Below are 16,295 nucleotides of genomic sequence, written 5' to 3'. Positions count from 1 at the left end.
TTCTTTTATTCCTTTTTAATACCTAACCAAAAAATGCTCCAAGCATCTTCTATTTTGGTAGAATAGCGCTCTTGGTCGTAGTAAAAGCGTTGAACAAATAGCCCATCCGTTAAGCAATAAAAACTGTTAATGTAGCGGTCAATTTTCTCGTTTCGCATCGTTCCCTCCGTAATACCTTGTTCAAAGATGGAGGTTAATAATCGATCAGATAACTCTTCACTTGCTAAAAAGCGTTCTTTTACAAAGGTTTGCAAATGAAAAGGAGGAAACATAATTAAGCGCCTATACATTTGCCCAAAGCTATCTTCTTGTAGCGCAAAGCAGAGCTGAAATAAAAATTGCTTTAACTGATCAGGAGCGGGTGCATCTTTCTGTTCATCAAAAATCTTCTGCATCTTTTGAGTAAAAACAGCTACTAGGTCATCGACCGTAGCTAAAAAAAGCTCATCTTTATTTTTGAAATGTGCATATAACGAAGGTTTTTTTATGCCTACTTGCTCAGCAATATGAGCTAAAGAAGTGTCAGTGTAGCCTTTCTCGCCGAAAGCTGTCATTGCGACAGCTTTTATTCTGTCAACGGTTGATGGATGCTCCATACTTTATAACCTCCCTTTTAATCTACCTAACGTTCGGTAGGTAAAACTATATCAAACTATAAAAAAAGAAGCAAGGCTTATCCTGCTTCTTTTGGAAGGAATTTTGACATGGTCATAAATAATGCTGTCATAAAAATAAGTTCAAATGTATTCGTTACGGCACCGCTCTCGATTGGGAGCGGCATAGCACTTCCTAGAATCATTAAAATAACGCCAAGCATCATCACGCTCCATTTAGTATGACGAAAAAGTGAGATGCTCACTAGCAGTAAAATAAACGTAACGATTAACACCATAATTGGTGGTCCACTGCTCCCACCAACTAGTGTATAACGAAGCACGCCGTATTCTACTACTGGTTGAAGGGTTTGGTGCGTAATTTCTGTGAGTTCATACAGAATTAAGGCAATGGTAATAAGGAGAAAGCTATAAAGAGTAACGCTTTTCTTGGCCCATTGCAGTTCCGCATGCCTCCCAATACCCAAAGCAAAAAGCACAAGAGTGGGAGTGAAGAAAGCATGACCTAGAAACCTCCATAAGTTTAGCGTCTCAAGAGTTGATCCTTCGCCGATAAATATGCCTGTTGCTAATAGACCGTTATCATAAATGAGTCCCAGCGTCACGACTAATAAAAAGTATGCAAAAGATTGATTTATACGATTCCTATAAAGAAATAAGCCCCAGCCTAACAAGGCGATGTATAAAGCAGTAAAAGAAAAATAAAGCGCGGTATCGACCATTAAGTATTCACCCTTTTTATTGAATTTATATTTGTCTACGAGCTTTATACCCAAAATATTTAAAGCCCAATCCTAAAAAAGAACATCTATCTTCCTAAAAAAGAACTGGTTATAAAGTTTGTCTATGTATGTGAATTTGGTAGTTAGTGTACCCTTTCTGACTACTCTCTTTGTGAGTCTATTATATTATATATTTTACTTTTTCTTTAATGACTATAGGAATATGTTCATTTTAGTGAAAAGTCAGTATTTTAACAGTTTCTTTAGAAAGACATGAAGCAAAAAGTAAAATTAAGTTCAGTTTTAATCTTTTTATGGGTTTTACGTTACAGGAATGTTTCATGTGTTAAAGATATTGCATCTTCGTAATGTAGATGTGTAAAAAATATAAAAAAAAGATAAAGGATTAAAGGGCTTTTATTAGGCGAATGGTCACAAAGTATAGAGGAAATGCTTAGAAACAACAGGGTTATGAAAGTTCCTTGACCTTTCATAACCAATACAAAAAACATGTATCGTTTGAGCTATTGACCGTTTCTTCGTACGAGTGGTAGGTTTAGACCTGTTGAATTTGGTGCTCGAGCCCAAAAGTAAAAATGAAATTAGACAAAGAGAAGAGAAACGAAATCGCAGATGAACGCTAACTGTTTCAGCGGTCAGCGCTATTTTGGAAGGAGAAGGATAAGAGATGATCTTAATAGTCCTATGCTGCTTATTTTTACTAGGCTATGGCATTTGGGAGTATCGTAGACATTTGCGTAAACTACGTTCAATTCCAGTTCGAGTAAATGTTAACGGTATTCGAGGGAAATCAACTGTTACGCGTCTAATAACAGGAATTGTAAAAGAAGCAGGTTACAAAACAGTTGGGAAAACAACTGGTACCCAAGCACGAATGATTTATTGGCACACTTCAGAAGAAGAACCGATTATCCGTCGTAAAGAAGGGCCAAATATTGGTGAGCAACGACGCGTTGTAAATGAAGTTGCTGATATGGGAGCCGAAGCACTTATATGTGAATGTATGGCCGTTCAGCCAGATTATCAAATTACATTTCAAAATCAGCTTATTCAAGCCAAAGTGGGCGTTATTGTAAACGTACTAGAGGATCACATGGATGTAATGGGCCCAACTTTAGATGAAGTTGCCCAAGCTTTCCTAGCAACAATTCCTTATGATGGACACCTTGTTACAATTGAAGGTCCTTATTTAGAGTATTACAAAAAGGTTGCAGCAGAGCGAAATACAAAAGTAATCGTGGCTGATAATGATCGTATTTCTGAAGAGTATTTACGTAAGTTTGATTACATGGTATTCCCGGATAATGCTTCAATCGGTTTAGCTGTTGCTGAAGCACTAGGTATTGATGAAGAAACGGCAATGAGAGGAATGCTAAACGCTCAGCCAGACCCAGGTGCAATGAGAATTACGAAGTTTGGAGATACAAGCAATCCAGCGTTCTTAGTAAACGGATTTGCAGCCAATGACGCTTCATCAACACTTCGTATTTGGGAGCGCGTAGATTCTATGAACTACAGTCCTAAGCTTCCGATTGTCATCATGAACTGCCGCCCTGACCGTGTGGATCGTACAGAACAATTCGCAGTGGATGTAATGCCTTATATAGAAGCAGACGTGATGATTGCTATTGGTCAGACAACCTCACCTATAGCGGATGCTTATGCAAAAGGAACGTTACCAACGAAAGAGTTCTGGGATATGGAAGGTGCATCAACAGAGGAAATCCTTGAGCGCATGAAACCATACTTAAAAGATCGCATTGTCTATGGTGTCGGAAATATTCACGGTTCAGCAGAGCCGCTTGTAGAAGCGATTATTGAAATGAAAACGATGAAAAAAGCAGTTTAATCTAGGAGGCCATTTCATGTTCGGATCAGATTTATATATTGCCCTTGTATTGGGTATAACGCTCAGCTTAATTTTCACAGAAAAAACAGGTGTATTGCCTGCTGGATTAATTGTTCCAGGTTACTTGGCACTGATTTTTGATCAGCCAATGATGATTGTGGTTGTATTCGTTATTAGTTTACTAACCTATGTAATTGTTGTTTATGGTATTTCAAAAGTAGTTATTTTATATGGACGTCGTAAGTTCACCGCAATGTTGATTACAGGAATTGCAATTAAAGTTATTTTTGATTATTTCTATCCAGTCCTACCATTTGAAATATTCGAGCTACGCGGTATCGGGGTTATTGTACCAGGATTAATCGCTAACTCTATGCAAAAACAAGGTGTACCATTAACAGTTGGGACAACAGTATTACTAAGTGGAATCACATTTGGTGTAATGCAAATTTATTACCTGTTTTAATAAAAAGATAGAAGAAAGGAGGGCCAACGTCAGTGAAGAAAAAACAGCTTAACTTTCAAGAGAAAGTATTAATGTTTATTAAAAAAACAAAGCCAAGCAGCGGAAAGCAAGCACTTATCCTTACACCTATTTTAATCCTTGTTTTGGCACTAGCAGGCTGGGTTCAGCGTTCGGATGCGCTTCAAGATCCTAATCTTGCAAAAAAAGAGTCCAGTGATGATATCACCTTAACAATGGTTGGAGATATTATGATGGGTCGACATATTAAAGAAGTGACAAGCCGTCACGGAGAAGACTTTGTATTTCGCAATGTTCAGCCTTTCTTTGATGAGTCTGACTATGTAAGTGGAAACTATGAGTCTCCAGTTTTAACAAATAAAGAAAGTTCTTATGAGAAAATTGATAAAAGCATTCACTTATACAGTGAAGAAGAAGATTTAAAAGCTGTAAAAAATGCAGGCTTTGATGTATTAAGCCTAGCCAATAACCATGCGATGGACTACGGGACAAAAGGTCTTGAAGATACGCTTGCATCTTTTGAAAAAAATCGTATGAACTATGTTGGTGCGGGTCGCAATAAAGAAGAAGCAAAGCATGTTTCATATAAAGAAGTAGATGGTGTAAAGATTGCCTCTGTTGGGTTCACAGACGTATATGTTGCCGGAATGAAAGCAGGCAAAAACAACCCTGGAATCTTGGATGCAGATCCAGATGTTATCTTTGAGACGATTCAAGAAGCAAAAGAAAATGCAGATTTAGTTGTTGTAAATGCGCACTGGGGTGCAGAGTACGACGTAGAACCGAGTGAACGTCAACAAGGATTAGCAAAAGCGATGGTTGATGCAGGTGCAGATATCATTATTGGACATCACCCACACGTTTTACAATCATTTGATGTTTATAACGGTTCAATTATCTTCTATAGTCTAGGAAACTTTGTTTTTGACCAAGGATGGTCAAGCACGAAAAATACAGCAATGGTTCAGTATAACCTAAACAAAGAAGGTCAAGCTACGGTAGACGTCATTCCAATGGTGATTAAAGAAGGTACTCCAACGCCAACGGATAACCCATGGCGTATGAAGCGAATCTACAACGACTTAACAAAGTATGCATCAAATGAAGGTCGTTTAGAAAAAGAAGATAAGAAATTCCAAATTAAGCTTGATCACTCACACGTAATGAAACGATCACAGGAACGCCAAAATCAAAGTGAAGACGCTCCTGTTAACAACAAAGAAGAGGTATACACACAACAATAATTCAGCTAAAGGAGATGAAAGATGATGAAAAAACGAAAATTGCTTTTTGTAGCTGTTATCATCTTCTCTCTCATTATTAGCGTCGTAGCGTATCAATTTTTGTTTCCTAAAAAAGAATATGCCGTTAGTACGTCCGATCCTTATGCAACAAAAGTTGGGATGGATGTACTGAAAAACGGTGGTACTGCTGTTGATGCAGCGATTGCAATCTCCTATGCACTAGGCGTTGTCGAGCCATATGGCTCTGGTGTCGGTGGAGGCGGTGGCATGCTGATTGATCCAGCCGATGGAGATTCTACGTTTATTGATTATCGCGAAGTCGCTCCGAATTCAGATAAAGATGAGCAAGAAGGAGTTCCAGGATTTGTAGCGGGAATGGAATATATTCATCAGAACTATGCAACAAAACCAATGGGTGAACTAATGAACCCAGCCATTTCCTATGCCAGAGATGGCTTTAAAGTAGATCAAGATCTTCATGACAGGTTAATTTCCTATCAAAAAAACTTAGATGGAGATGAGCTTGAGCAGTTTTATCCCAATGAAGAAGCCATTAAAGCAGGGGGAATTTTGAAGCAAAAAGATTTAGCTAAGACCCTTACAGCGATTAAAGAAGAAGGTGCTTCTGCTTTTTATCGTGGGGATATTGGTGATGAGCTTGCTGATGAGACGGAGATTTCCAAAAAAGACTTGCGCGATTATGAAGCAATTGAGCGAAAGCCTTTAGAAACCAACTATAAAGGTAATCGCATTATAAGTGCTCCGCCACCGTTTTCAGGCGTAACGCTTATTCAAATGCTAAAGCTAGCAGATGAAGAAAAGATTTGGGAACTAAAAGGTGAGAAACCAAGCTTATTTAATCACTATTTAGGTGAGATTTCCAAAGTAACTTATCAAGATCGATTAGATAAAGTGGCTGATCCATCTTTTATTAAACAGGCTCCTGAAGACTGGATTGATGATCGTTACGTTCATTTGTTAGGCAATAAAATTAATGAAACACGCACGAAAAAAACGAAAGTTAGCGATGTGGAAGAACACGAAAGTACAACACATTTTGTTGTAATTGATAAAGAAGGAACGGTTGTTTCTACAACTAATACGCTAAGTAACTTCTTCGGAAGTGGAAAAAACGTTGAAGGCTTCTTTTTAAATAACACGCTTGGTACTTTCGGTGAAGGCATCAATAAAATCGAAGAAGGTAAACGACCACGTACCTTTACAGCGCCTACTATTATCCGCGGTGACGACGACGAGTGGGTAATGGGAATCGGTACACCTGGAGGAAATCGAATTCCACAAGTATTAACGCAGGTACTAGGCAACTATTTTGATGGTGGTCAATCAATTGATAAAGCAGTGCAGTCAAGCCGCGTCATTTTTGATTCTGACAAACTTTACCCTGAGAAAGAGCCAGAAAATAATGTGAAGGATCGCCTTAAAACGTATGGTTATGACGTCAAAGAAAACGATAATCCAATGTTTTACGGAGGCGTACAAGCCCTCATTCAAGACAGGAATGAGCATACGATTTCGGGGAGTGCAGATAAAAGAAGGCATGGTTTGTGGGATAAAAGTACAGAATAATTGAGGAGGAATAGTCATGGTAGTTAAACGTATTGTAGGAGTAGTAGCTCCAGTTGTCATTGTAGCAGGAGTTGTTGTTACGTTAGGAGCTTTAAAGCATCCAACAACTTTATCAACAATTGAAGAGCAGAAAATTGAGAAAAACTTAAAGATGATGGAGCAAACTGAACAACAAACAACAGCTGAGCAGCCTTCATTATCTTTAAATAAGTAAGTAAATCATCGCCGGTTAGCATGATAAAAAAGGCATCGTCATACACGATGCCTTTTTTATACTACATACAACAAAGAAAGAAGTGAACAGCATGTGGAATAAAAGGAGAGCTCTTATAGGAGGAGTTTCTTTATGTGTATTAATTGCGGGTTCAGTATGGTTTGTTCGTAATAACGATGAAAATAACACGCCTTTATTTAGCAATGGTGACTCATCTTATGGAGTTAGCTCTTCCAATCCCATTGCTGTTGATGTAGGTATGAACGTATTAAAAGAAGGAGGCAACGCTGTAGATGCAGCAATTGCTGTATCTTACGCGCTGGGTGTTGTCGAACCGTATGGCTCGGGCATCGGTGGAGGTGGTGGTATGCTGATTGCTAAAGAAGGTGAAGAGCCAACCTTCATTGATTATCGTGAAGTAGCACCAAGCTCTTTAAAAGGGAAAACAGGAGTTCCTGGCTTTGTGGCAGGAATGGAATATGTGAATAAAAAGTATGGAACAACGTCTATGACAAAGTTAATTGAGCCTGCTATTGAGTATGCCGAGGAAGGTTTTAAAGTAGATGACCTCTTAGCGAGTCGGTTATATTACGCAAGTGGACGAATGGACGCTGGCAATTTACCGAACTTCTTTCCAAAGGGAGAAGCCATAAAAGCAGGAGAAGAGCTAAAGCAACCTGAGCTTGCCGAGCAGTTAACATACATTAAACAAAACGGGGCCGCAGGTTTTTATCAAAAGGACATTGCTAAACGTCTAGAAGAAGAAACAAACATAACGTTAGAAGACTTACAAAATTATGAAGTAGAAGAAAGGAAGCCGGTTATTTCAACATACAAAGGAAATGAAATCATTGCCGCTCCACCTCCATTTTCAGGTATTACCGTTATTCAAATGTTAAAAATGATGGAAAAAGAAAACGTTAACATAGACGAGCAAGACGTAGATTATGGGGCTATTAAGAAAATCAAAGAAATAGCGTATGCTGCTAGAGTAAAAGAGATTAGTGATCCTGCTTTTTACCCGCAGGATGTAGAGCGTTTCCTTAGCAATGAGTATATTGAAAGCTTATTAGACAACTCGGAAGAACGAGCAGTGGAGAGTTCTGACCAAGAGCATGAAAGTACAACGCATTTTGTCGTCATTGATAAGGAAGGTACAACCGTATCTACAACCAATACGCTAAGCAACTTTTTCGGGCTCGGTAAGCAGGTGGATGGCTTTTTTCTTAACAATAATTCGGATACCTATGGTTCAATCGGCGTGAATAATCCTGAGCCTGGAAAAAGAGCGCGAACGTTTACAGCTCCTTTAATTATTCGTAAGGAAGGCGAGTGGATAATGGGGGTAGGAACGCCAGGAGGAACGCGTATTCCACAGGTATTAAACCAAGTATTAGCCCGCCATTTTCAAGGAGGAGAAGAATTGGAAAAAGCGGTGGAAACGCCTCGTTTTATCTTTGATGAAGAAACTCTTTATATTGAGCCGACTACGCCTGAAGAAGTCATCGAGAGAATGAGCGCTTTTGATGTACAAAGCAAAACAAGCGACGTCTACTATGGAGGAGTCCAGCTTCTTATGCAGGATCTTGGTAGTGGAAAAATCACTGGTGTCGGTGACTCTCGTCGAAACGGTGTGTGGAAGCATAGCTAAAAAGGTAGCAGACGCTACCTTTTTATCGTTTCATAGACTGATGGGGTTTGCATGTAGCGAATCGTATGAAACTCGGAATAATTCGAATGATAATGAACGTAAATCGGAGCTTGATCTAAACTGTGCACTTGCTTAAAGAAGAAATGATCTCCATATCGCAAAGCAGTTAAGAGCACCGGCATCTCTTTGTTGAAAATCGCGTATCGAATGGCTTGAATTGATTTATCGGTATGATGATCGCCAATAAAAACATACAAGTAAAGAGCGGTTGCATCTTTGTAATGAATCCACTCTCCAAACAGCTCGTTTCGCTGTTCATTGAGAACGTCTTTAGCAAATGAAGATCCGATAATTAAATACAAGGAATCCGTTTCAGAGACATAAGTCAGCGTATAGCGCCTTTTTAAAAGAGGTTGGGTAGGAGTTGCTCCTTGTCGGTACGTAACGCTAAACTCTTCAGGATTAAATGTAGCCATCCTGCGTCATCCTTTCATGCTTTTAAGTAGTGTATGCCCGCAGTAGGAAAAAAAGTCATGCAAAACCCTATCCTTTACAACACCTATCTAAAACAGCTAATCTATAAAAGTGTAGGCGACTAACGAGCGCTAAAAAACAAAGTGGAAAAGGGGGAGGCAGATGGAGCCATTCTATATCGTTCTATCCATATTCTTAGCAGCAATGCTTTCATACGACATCGCAAAATTTGTTCGAGGAGACAGGCCCGACTGGAAAGAAGGTCTTGTGACGTTTCTCGTATTTATTGGATTTCTGGCAGCCATGCAAATGGCATTTCAGATTGTATAGAAAAGACCCCTTATAGGTGGTCTTTTTTTATTTTAGACTGTGATGATTGTTAGCGATGACTATTTTTTATTCAATGAGCTATGGTGGAAACAAGTGAATTCGAACAAAAATCATCCCGAGCAGGGTAGTGGTATTTACATTACTCAAAGAGAGAAAAGTCCTCATCAAAAGGTGCCAGATAAAAAAATCCATGATTGAAATGGAAGTTCCACTAAGCAGAAAAAGCAGTGATCAAACGAAGTCCCGTCTTACTCTGCGTTTATTCAATGTGCTAAATGCTTGTTTAGATGAATAAGCTTTATAGTAGAAAATTAAACTACAACTGGCGAAGGAGCAGAGCTTTTGTATAACAAACGAAGGCGATTCATAAAACTAGTGCTCATTATTGGAGGACTGTTATCCTTACTAACATTAGGAGCTTGGGGATTTCAATTTACGTTTTTTTCTTCTACATATCATGCTAAGCATGTTGTTAAGGAATTCTATGATCTTGAGCAGAAAGGGAACTTCTCTGATTCATGGGAGTACTTTCATCCCGCTATGAAAGTTCGTTTTGAGAAGGGAGCTTATATTCAAGATCGGGCACACGTCTTTTTAAATCATTTCGGTGTCGAAACATTTTCCTATGACATTACCGAAGTAGAAAAGCTAGATACGTGGAAAATCACGGCTGATGGTGAAGAGTGGACGGATGTTTATCAAATGAAAGTGATTCAAATTTATAAAGGGAAATACGGAAATTTTTCCATTAATCAATGCGTGTTTGCAGTCAAAACTAAGGGAGAATGGACCATTGCATGGGATTATAATCAATAAAAAAGTGCACAAACTTGAACTGCATCTCTAACTTTTAGACAAAGTTTAATAGTTAGAGATGCAGTTTTTTTATGGAAACGCCGTTATGTTTTTTAAAGAGGGGGTACAATGAATAATGGAGGAGGTCAGTTAATGAAGTTTAAAGCCATTTTATTTGATGCATACGGAACATTATTTGATGTACATACCGTCATTGAAACCTGTGAAGAATACTATCCTGATAAAGGAACAAAAATAAGTCAGCTGTGGCGTCAAAAACAAATCGAATACGCTATGCAAAGTCAAATTATGGGGCGCTATGTTGATTTTTATGAACTAACAAAAAAATCATTACGCTACGCGGTGGATGTTGTTGATGAAGGGATAACGCCTGGAAGTGAAGAAGCGTTACTTCATGCCTATTCCAGACTAAACCTTTATTCTGAAGTGAAACAAGTACTGGCGTATTTAAAAGAAAAAGGCTATCTGCTTGCCATTTTTACAAACGGACCTAAGCACATGATTAATCCGCTTGTAGCTCATCATAGGTTAGCACCTTTGTTTGATGATGTCATTTCTGTTGATGAAATCAAACAGTTCAAGCCAGCGATGGCTAGTTATCACTACGCAGCTAATAAGCTAGAAGTAGAGCGTGACGAAGTGCTTTTCCTATCATCAAATCCGTGGGATATTGCTGGAGCAAAGAATTACGGATTTTCAACCGTGTGGGTAAACCGCCATCATCAAGTACCTGAGCATCGTGAATTAACGCCTAATCGCGTGATTCATGACTTAACGAATTTAGTCAAATAAAAAAACAGGACGCGCGTCCTGTTTTTTTATTCTAGCTGTAGGCCTGTTGATCTGTTTTGGACCTTGATCGTAACTTGATTAAGCGAACGATATTAAGCACCAATGTCTTAACAACCGCATAGAACGGCACGGCTAAAATCATTCCTAAAATTCCTGCTAAGTTTCCAGCTACTAAGAGTAGTAAGATAATGGTCAGCGGGTGGATATTAAGCTTTCTTCCCATGATAAGAGGAGAAATAACGTTTCCTTCTAGCTGCTGAACAATAACCATTACAATAATAACTAAAAAAGCCTTTGTAGGAGAGTCTAAGATTCCAATAATAACGGCTGGAGCAGCTCCAAAAAATGGTCCTAAGTATGGAATGATATTTGTTACGGCACCAATTAAGCCAAGTACAAGTGCAAATGGTAGCCCAATAATTAAGTAACCGATGGAAGCACATACGCCAACAAACAAGGCAACAAGCATTTGGCCTTGGATATAAGTCGCAACAGTTTCTTTCGTTTCCTCTAAAATCTTTAGACCTTCGTCACGATAAGACGGTGGAAAGAGCTTAACGATATACTTAGGTAAGCTATGTCCGTCTTTTAACATATAAAATAAAATAAAAGGCACAGTGACGATTGTAAGCGTGATGTTAGTCAGAACGCTAAAAATTGTTGATAAGCTGCTTGTGACACCAGTAGTAAGCGTAGATGAAAAGTTTGCAAGAGAGTCTTCAATTTTTTCAATTGATACATATTCCTGCTCAACAATCCACTGAAAACCTTTTGTTTCTGATAAATTATTAATCGCTTCTTGACTCTTATCTACATAAGTTGGGAGCTTGTCCGCAAACTGATTGGCTTCTTTCGAAAGAGCTGGTCCCAATGTTCCAACCGCAAACGAGATGATGCCGATGAAAATGGCATATAATACGAGAATTCCAACCGTTTTAGGAACTTTCTTTTTCTCAAGAAAAAAGACAATAGGACTAAATAAGAAATATAAAAATCCTGATACTAAAATAGGGAAAAAGAGCGTTGTGAAAAAGACAACAATTGGTTCAAATACAAATGAAATTTTCGTGCAAATGTAAATGAACAATGCAATTAGCACAAGCTGAATCGTCCAAAATTGAAACTTTTTTGCTTTTGACACTTCATTACCTCCAAATAACCAATTCAAATAATATCACTATCATACCCTTATTCAATTACTGTTCAAACGTTTTCTTTAACTCCCAGCTATTATAGACTTCTGAGTCATGGGGCCAAACTGAAAGTGAATGAGCTTCAATCGCTTTTAAGACGAGAGGAGAAGCATTGTTTTTATCCAGTTTTTTAATGGGCATCCACAGTGCTTCAGCTGCATCTTGTCCTTCAAATTGACTCGGCATATGTAGCAATTCTCCACCTTTAATCATGACGTAATAAAATACCGCAATATGGTGAACGTGAGTAAACTCTTTCCAAATGCATGGGTACTGGAAATCAGCTGCACCTGCTTGCTTCGTAATACTAACCTTAAAGCCAGTTTCTTCTAAGAATTCTCGCTGCATCGCATCCACCAGCGTCTCGCCATGCTCAAGCTGACCACCAGGTAAATCAAAACGATGAATATAAGGTCCGCGATTTTTGCGAATTACGAGAATCTCTTCATCTTGTATGCAAATTCCATACACTCCAAAGGCACGATCATATCGATCCATTCTATATTCACCCACTTTCTCCAATGGAATAATTCCCATTTTATCACATGTTTCAACTTAACTTTCTAGTGAAAAAGAAGATTCCTGACGAGCTCAGTATAGGGAATTTCATCAAATAATCCTTATTAAAAGTTTTCTCAATAAAGAAGCCCTTGATTGGAATGAAGAATGCGATCCCTTCAGAAAGGGAGCAATTTGAAATGGAAATCACGCTAAGCAGAGAGAAGCACTTTACTTAACACAGAAAAGAATTAAGCTTCAACCTATCTAGTAGGGTGTGACAACGTTTTAGTTAGTTGAATAACGGTTATTTCAATTTATTAGAAAAGCACTCTTCACAAATAAATGTACCTTCATTTCTTAAATATGCTTTAATTTCGGCAAAACCTTTTCGCTTCGGATATTGCATTTTTACATAAGTAACGTCGTCTTCTTTAATTTCTTTTTCACAATATATACATTTAGGTTTAGCCCACAACATTTAATAGTCCACTCTCCTTAGTCTAATCAAAAGTCTATATCTATTAATTAATAATACTATAACTTAGGAAATAACCCCCTTTTATTTACCAGTAAGAAAACAGAATATTTATCTAGTGTCATCCTTATATGCCAAGTAGAGAGTGTTTTTAAAGTATTAGAGAAAAGAGCAGCCCTCATCAAAATGTTCCCGATAAAAAAGCCCGTGATTGGAATGAAGAATGCGAGCCTCTAGCAGGACTAGCGAGACAGATGAGACCCCGCAGTATACGAGGAGGCTCAGCGCTCTCCATGCGGAAAGGGAGCAATTTGAAATGGATATCATACCAATCTGAAAGAGTATCACCATGGAAATCACCGCTCGGTAAGACTATTTTTATGCTCAGATGGAAATGCTGATTTTACAAGGGTTAAACGTATGCAGAAAAGGGAATACAAGAGTAACTAATCAATAGTTTGGAGAATACACAATGAAAAAAAGAAGAGTCGACTTTATCTTTTTATTTCTTATGCTCGTATCTTCCTATCTTTTTTTCTTTACAGATTTATCGAAAGAATGGAAAATCGCGCTAGTTACTTTATATGCGGTGCTAATCTTCGTCAGCATCTATTCCTTAATGCTTGAAAATCGGACGCCTCATAGTACGCTACTTTGGATGTATGTTCTCTTTTTCTTTCCTGTTGTGGGGTACATCTTTTATTTATATTCAGGTCAGCTTTACCTTAAAGGCTACTTATTTAAATCAAAGAGAATGAACAATCGTGAAACACTGAAGCGCATGACGGAAAAGGAAAAAGAAGCAAAGATAGACTTGTCTTCTCTAAGCCCTCATCAACGTTCATTTGCCGAGTATTCGGAACGGGTTTCATTTACAAAGGTAAATAACGGTACGAAAGCAAGAGTGTTAAAAAACGGACAGGAAACCTTCTCTGAAATAACCGCCAGTTTAAAAAGTGCAAAACACTTTATACATATGGAGTATTACATGATTCACTCTGATAAGCTTGGAAAAGAAATTATGAGCTTACTAATTGAAAAAGCTAAAGAAGGCGTCGAAGTTCGCTTCACCTATGATACCGTTGGAAGCATTTCACTATCAGGAGCAGATGTTAAAGAGTTAAGAGACAACGGCGTTAAAGTCTATGCCTTTTCGCCAATTCAAGCCGGCTTTTTTAATCAAAAATTTAACTTCCGCAATCATCGAAAAATCATTGTCATTGATGGTGAAGTTGGTTATGTCGGCGGCTTAAACATCGGCATGGAATACTTGGGGAAAAACAAAGAAATTGGATTTTGGCGCGATACGCATTTAAAACTAGTAGGAGAATCCGTACAAACTCTCCATGCAGTTTTTTTATTTGACTGGGAGTACGTTTCCGGAGAAAATTTAATTATTGAAGAGCGCTACACAAAGACCGTTCCTGTCGTAGGAGATGGTTTTACACAGATCATTGCGACTGGTCCTGATACTCATGAGAATATGAGCGAATACTATTATGCTATGATTGCATGTGCCACAAAATCAATTTGGATTTCAACTCCTTACTTAGTTCCAAATGAAACGATTCGAATGGCTCTTCAAGTCGCTGCTAAAAAAGGGATTGACGTTCGGATTATGGTACCAGAAATCAATGATGGTTTTCTGACTCAGTACGCAACAAGGTCTTACTTTGGAGAACTAATTCGTTCTGGAATTGAGATTTATTCTTATCAAAAAGGCTTTATGCACCAAAAAATTGTCATTATTGATGATGATTTTGCTTCTGTGGGAACAGCTAATATGGATATGAGAAGCTTTCACTTAAACTTTGAAGTAAATGCTTTTTTAATGAATTCAAAAGCTATTCAAGATTTAATCAAACACTTTGAAGAAGATATGGAAGACAGCGAGCTCATTAAGCCCGTTGCTTTCTATAAGCGAGGTCTTATGGAGCGATCAAAAGAGTCCTTCGCACGCTTATTTTCAGGAATATTATAAAGGGGAGGTACGTTTATGGTTGAAAAACAAGCCGTCGGTGAAAAAGCTGCTGAGTTTGTAAAAGACGATATGATTGTTGGTCTAGGAACAGGCTCAACCGTTTATTACACAATTTTAAAGCTTGGTGAACGAGTGAAAAGCGGCCTTCGCATACAAGGAGTACCCACTTCGAAAGAAACGGAAAAGCTTGCCCGCCAAGTTGGCATTCCTCTCGTGACGCTGGCAGATGTTAATAAGCTTAACCTTGCCATTGACGGAGCAGACGAAGTAGACAATCAGTTTTCACTTATAAAGGGTGGAGGTGGGGCGCTTCTACGTGAAAAGATGATTGCCAAAGCATCTGAGCAATTTATTGTCGTGGCAGATTCAACGAAACTAGTTCAAACGCTTGGGGCGTTTCCTTTACCTGTTGAAGTGGTTCGTTTTGGGTGGGAAATGACAGCTAAGCACATAAGAGACCTTGGATGTGTGCCACGTCTTCGATTGTTAGAAGACCATACGCCTTTTATTACGGATAATGGAAACTATATAATTGACTGTCACTTTCAAGAAATTAAACGCCCTCATGAGTTAGAAGTAACGCTTAATATGATGCCGGGAGTAGTTGAAAATGGTTTGTTTAATCATCTGACTAGTCGAGTCATTACAATCCGTAATCAGCAAGTCTGTATGATAACACCATAAAAAAGCTATGGCATCTGCCATAGCTTTTAGTCTTTAACGAGATAGAACGTTCCAATTTTGTTCTAGTTTATATATGTACTGGCGGGCTTGCAAAACGTTAGGGTGCACGAGCGTATCAACCGTCTTTGTTGGGCACGCTGCGCTGTAAAGCGTAAAAATGGTTATCTCATTATGCTTTAATGGAGCAACGATATGAGATAAGCACCTGTATGAAGGATTTACTAAACTTTGTACTAATATTTCTACATCTTTTTGATCATAAAAGTCCACTTCAATTTCAGTCTTCATTAAGTAACGTGTTTCCATTGCGCTGCTTCGATAATAATTGTAGCGACCGCCGATAAACTGTGAAGGGTTTGAAATGGATACATCAAGCGCCGTATAGGTTTGATCCTGGTTGCTGCTGTAGAAAATAGAGTCGTGCGTATATTTCATAAACTCTTGATAAGAGTCTTCATCTTTCCATAATGCAATAATGCACGTATCTGTTTCATCTTCAACATTCCATCCCCCTAGCTGTCCAATAAAACCATCGACATGGGCAAGTGCTGCCCAATGCTGTTGAGCATAGGAAAATGACCCCTTTTTATTCACCGGTATGCTGCCTTTTATAATTTTTGTCAACATGCTCTCATCACCTCTTTATCAAAGGTTCGCTCTTTG

17 protein-coding genes are annotated in these 16,295 nt (G+C 38.5%); 11 read left to right on the top strand and 6 right to left on the bottom strand.

Annotation, left to right across the window (positions count from 1 at the left end; all coding sequences use genetic code 11):
• Positions 1-5: 5 nt before the first annotated feature.
• On the bottom strand, positions 6-596 hold the full coding sequence (locus V2145_RS14540; protein ID WP_094912364.1) for a TetR/AcrR family transcriptional regulator: 591 nt from the start codon (positions 594-596) through the stop codon (positions 6-8).
• Positions 597-673: 77 nt separating this feature from the next.
• Positions 674-1,336: a hypothetical protein gene (locus tag V2145_RS14535; protein WP_131887414.1), complete on the bottom strand. Its 663-nt coding sequence runs from the start codon at positions 1,334-1,336 to the stop codon at positions 674-676.
• A gap of 688 nt (positions 1,337-2,024) precedes the next feature.
• Here V2145_RS14535 and pgsB point away from each other — a divergent pair.
• The 6 genes from pgsB (at position 2,025) to V2145_RS14505 (ending at position 8,386) form a co-directional block, all read left to right on the top strand.
• The gene (gene pgsB / locus V2145_RS14530; protein ID WP_094912365.1) at positions 2,025-3,206 is read left to right on the top strand and encodes a poly-gamma-glutamate synthase PgsB; all 1,182 of its coding nucleotides are present in this window, start codon (positions 2,025-2,027) and stop codon (positions 3,204-3,206) included.
• Positions 3,207-3,222: 16 nt separating this feature from the next.
• On the top strand, positions 3,223-3,672 hold the full coding sequence (gene pgsC, locus V2145_RS14525) for a poly-gamma-glutamate biosynthesis protein PgsC (RefSeq protein WP_094912366.1): 450 nt from the start codon (positions 3,223-3,225) through the stop codon (positions 3,670-3,672).
• A gap of 32 nt (positions 3,673-3,704) precedes the next feature.
• On the top strand, positions 3,705-4,934 hold the full coding sequence (locus tag V2145_RS14520; protein ID WP_330987941.1) for a CapA family protein: 1,230 nt from the start codon (positions 3,705-3,707) through the stop codon (positions 4,932-4,934).
• A 21-nt stretch (positions 4,935-4,955) separates the two neighbouring features.
• Positions 4,956-6,521: a gamma-glutamyltransferase family protein gene (locus tag V2145_RS14515; protein ID WP_330987940.1), complete on the top strand. Its 1,566-nt coding sequence runs from the start codon at positions 4,956-4,958 to the stop codon at positions 6,519-6,521.
• Between the two features lie 16 nt (positions 6,522-6,537).
• A complete protein-coding gene (locus V2145_RS14510; RefSeq protein ID WP_094912369.1) occupies positions 6,538-6,735 on the top strand; it encodes a CapE family protein in 198 nt (65 codons plus the stop codon).
• Positions 6,736-6,826: 91 nt separating this feature from the next.
• On the top strand, positions 6,827-8,386 hold the full coding sequence (locus V2145_RS14505; RefSeq protein WP_330987939.1) for a gamma-glutamyltransferase family protein: 1,560 nt from the start codon (positions 6,827-6,829) through the stop codon (positions 8,384-8,386).
• Positions 8,387-8,400: 14 nt separating this feature from the next.
• On the opposite strand, the gene V2145_RS14500 is transcribed toward V2145_RS14505, so the two are convergent.
• Positions 8,401-8,862: a staygreen family protein gene (locus tag V2145_RS14500; protein WP_330987938.1), complete on the bottom strand. Its 462-nt coding sequence runs from the start codon at positions 8,860-8,862 to the stop codon at positions 8,401-8,403.
• A 160-nt stretch (positions 8,863-9,022) separates the two neighbouring features.
• Between V2145_RS14500 and V2145_RS14495 the strand changes: the two genes are divergently transcribed.
• The 3 genes from V2145_RS14495 (at position 9,023) to V2145_RS14485 (ending at position 10,798) form a co-directional block, all read left to right on the top strand.
• Positions 9,023-9,190: a hypothetical protein gene (locus V2145_RS14495; RefSeq protein WP_165932531.1), complete on the top strand. Its 168-nt coding sequence runs from the start codon at positions 9,023-9,025 to the stop codon at positions 9,188-9,190.
• Between the two features lie 342 nt (positions 9,191-9,532).
• Positions 9,533-10,006 carry a hypothetical protein gene (locus V2145_RS14490; protein ID WP_330987937.1) on the top strand — a complete coding sequence of 158 codons (474 nt, stop codon included), beginning with the start codon at positions 9,533-9,535 and terminating at the stop codon, positions 10,004-10,006.
• Positions 10,007-10,114: 108 nt separating this feature from the next.
• On the top strand, positions 10,115-10,798 hold the full coding sequence (locus V2145_RS14485; RefSeq protein ID WP_286175317.1) for a haloacid dehalogenase type II: 684 nt from the start codon (positions 10,115-10,117) through the stop codon (positions 10,796-10,798).
• Between the two features lie 31 nt (positions 10,799-10,829).
• On the opposite strand, the gene V2145_RS14480 is transcribed toward V2145_RS14485, so the two are convergent.
• Together V2145_RS14480 and V2145_RS14475 are read right to left on the bottom strand one after the other, a co-directional pair.
• Entirely contained in the window at positions 10,830-11,939 is a 1,110-nt protein-coding gene (locus V2145_RS14480) for an AI-2E family transporter (protein WP_094912377.1), read from the bottom strand.
• Between the two features lie 55 nt (positions 11,940-11,994).
• Positions 11,995-12,489: an NUDIX hydrolase gene (locus tag V2145_RS14475; RefSeq protein WP_094912379.1), complete on the bottom strand. Its 495-nt coding sequence runs from the start codon at positions 12,487-12,489 to the stop codon at positions 11,995-11,997.
• A 950-nt stretch (positions 12,490-13,439) separates the two neighbouring features.
• On the opposite strand from V2145_RS14475, the gene cls reads away from it, so the two are divergent.
• Both cls and rpiA read left to right on the top strand, forming a co-directional pair.
• Positions 13,440-14,948, top strand: a complete 1,509-nt coding sequence (gene cls, locus V2145_RS14465; protein ID WP_094912382.1) for a cardiolipin synthase — start codon at positions 13,440-13,442, stop codon at positions 14,946-14,948.
• Between the two features lie 15 nt (positions 14,949-14,963).
• Positions 14,964-15,632, top strand: coding sequence for a ribose-5-phosphate isomerase RpiA (gene rpiA, locus V2145_RS14460; protein ID WP_094912383.1), 669 nt, complete (start codon positions 14,964-14,966; stop codon positions 15,630-15,632).
• Between the two features lie 33 nt (positions 15,633-15,665).
• Here rpiA and V2145_RS14455 read toward each other — a convergent pair whose 3' ends face one another.
• Positions 15,666-16,259: a YdbC family protein gene (locus tag V2145_RS14455; RefSeq protein ID WP_094912384.1), complete on the bottom strand. Its 594-nt coding sequence runs from the start codon at positions 16,257-16,259 to the stop codon at positions 15,666-15,668.
• Between the last annotated feature and the right edge of the window lie 36 nt (positions 16,260-16,295).

The sequence above is a fragment of the Priestia sp. GS2 genome (assembly GCF_036409025.1).
Taxonomy (GTDB): Bacteria; Bacillota; Bacilli; order Bacillales; family Bacillaceae_H; genus Priestia; species Priestia aryabhattai_A.
Note: the sequence above shows the minus strand (reverse complement) of the source record. Positions and strands in the feature narration are given on the sequence as shown.